Raw genomic sequence first — 423 nt, 5'->3', positions numbered from 1 at the left:
CATACGTTCTCGGCGGAGCTGACTGAGCGTTTGATGCACTTAAGCAAGTACCATCAGGTTACGATGAACAGTATGATGCAGACAGCATGGGGCCAGTTGCTACGCAGATACAATAACACCGATGACGCAGTGTTCGGTGCAGTTGTGTCGGGTCGTCCAGCAGAAATCAACGGGGTCGAAAACATGGTAGGGTTGTTTATCAACACCCTGCCGGTTCGACTGGGTCCGAACGAAAGTGAGGGCACGTTCATTGAAACGGTCAAACGATTACAGCAGCGAGCGCTCGATTCGGAGAAGGTGGGATATCTTTCCTTGGCCGAGGTTCAAGCGCAGTCCGATTTAAAACAAAACTTAATTGATCACTTATTTATTTTCCAAAACTATCCTGAAGTCAAGGAAATAAGTGGCCAATCCGAAAATCAG

Annotated in this window: 1 protein-coding gene; it reads left to right on the top strand. The window is 47.8% G+C overall.

What is annotated here, in order from left to right:
• On the top strand, positions 1–423 hold a 423-nt coding region (locus FS818_RS28365; RefSeq protein WP_260984894.1), incomplete at both ends, for a condensation domain-containing protein.

It is taken from the genome of Paenibacillus xylanexedens (assembly GCF_007680605.1).
GTDB lineage: Bacteria > Bacillota > Bacilli > Paenibacillales > Paenibacillaceae > Paenibacillus > Paenibacillus xylanexedens_B.
This window is presented reverse-complemented; position numbering and strand designations above follow the sequence as displayed.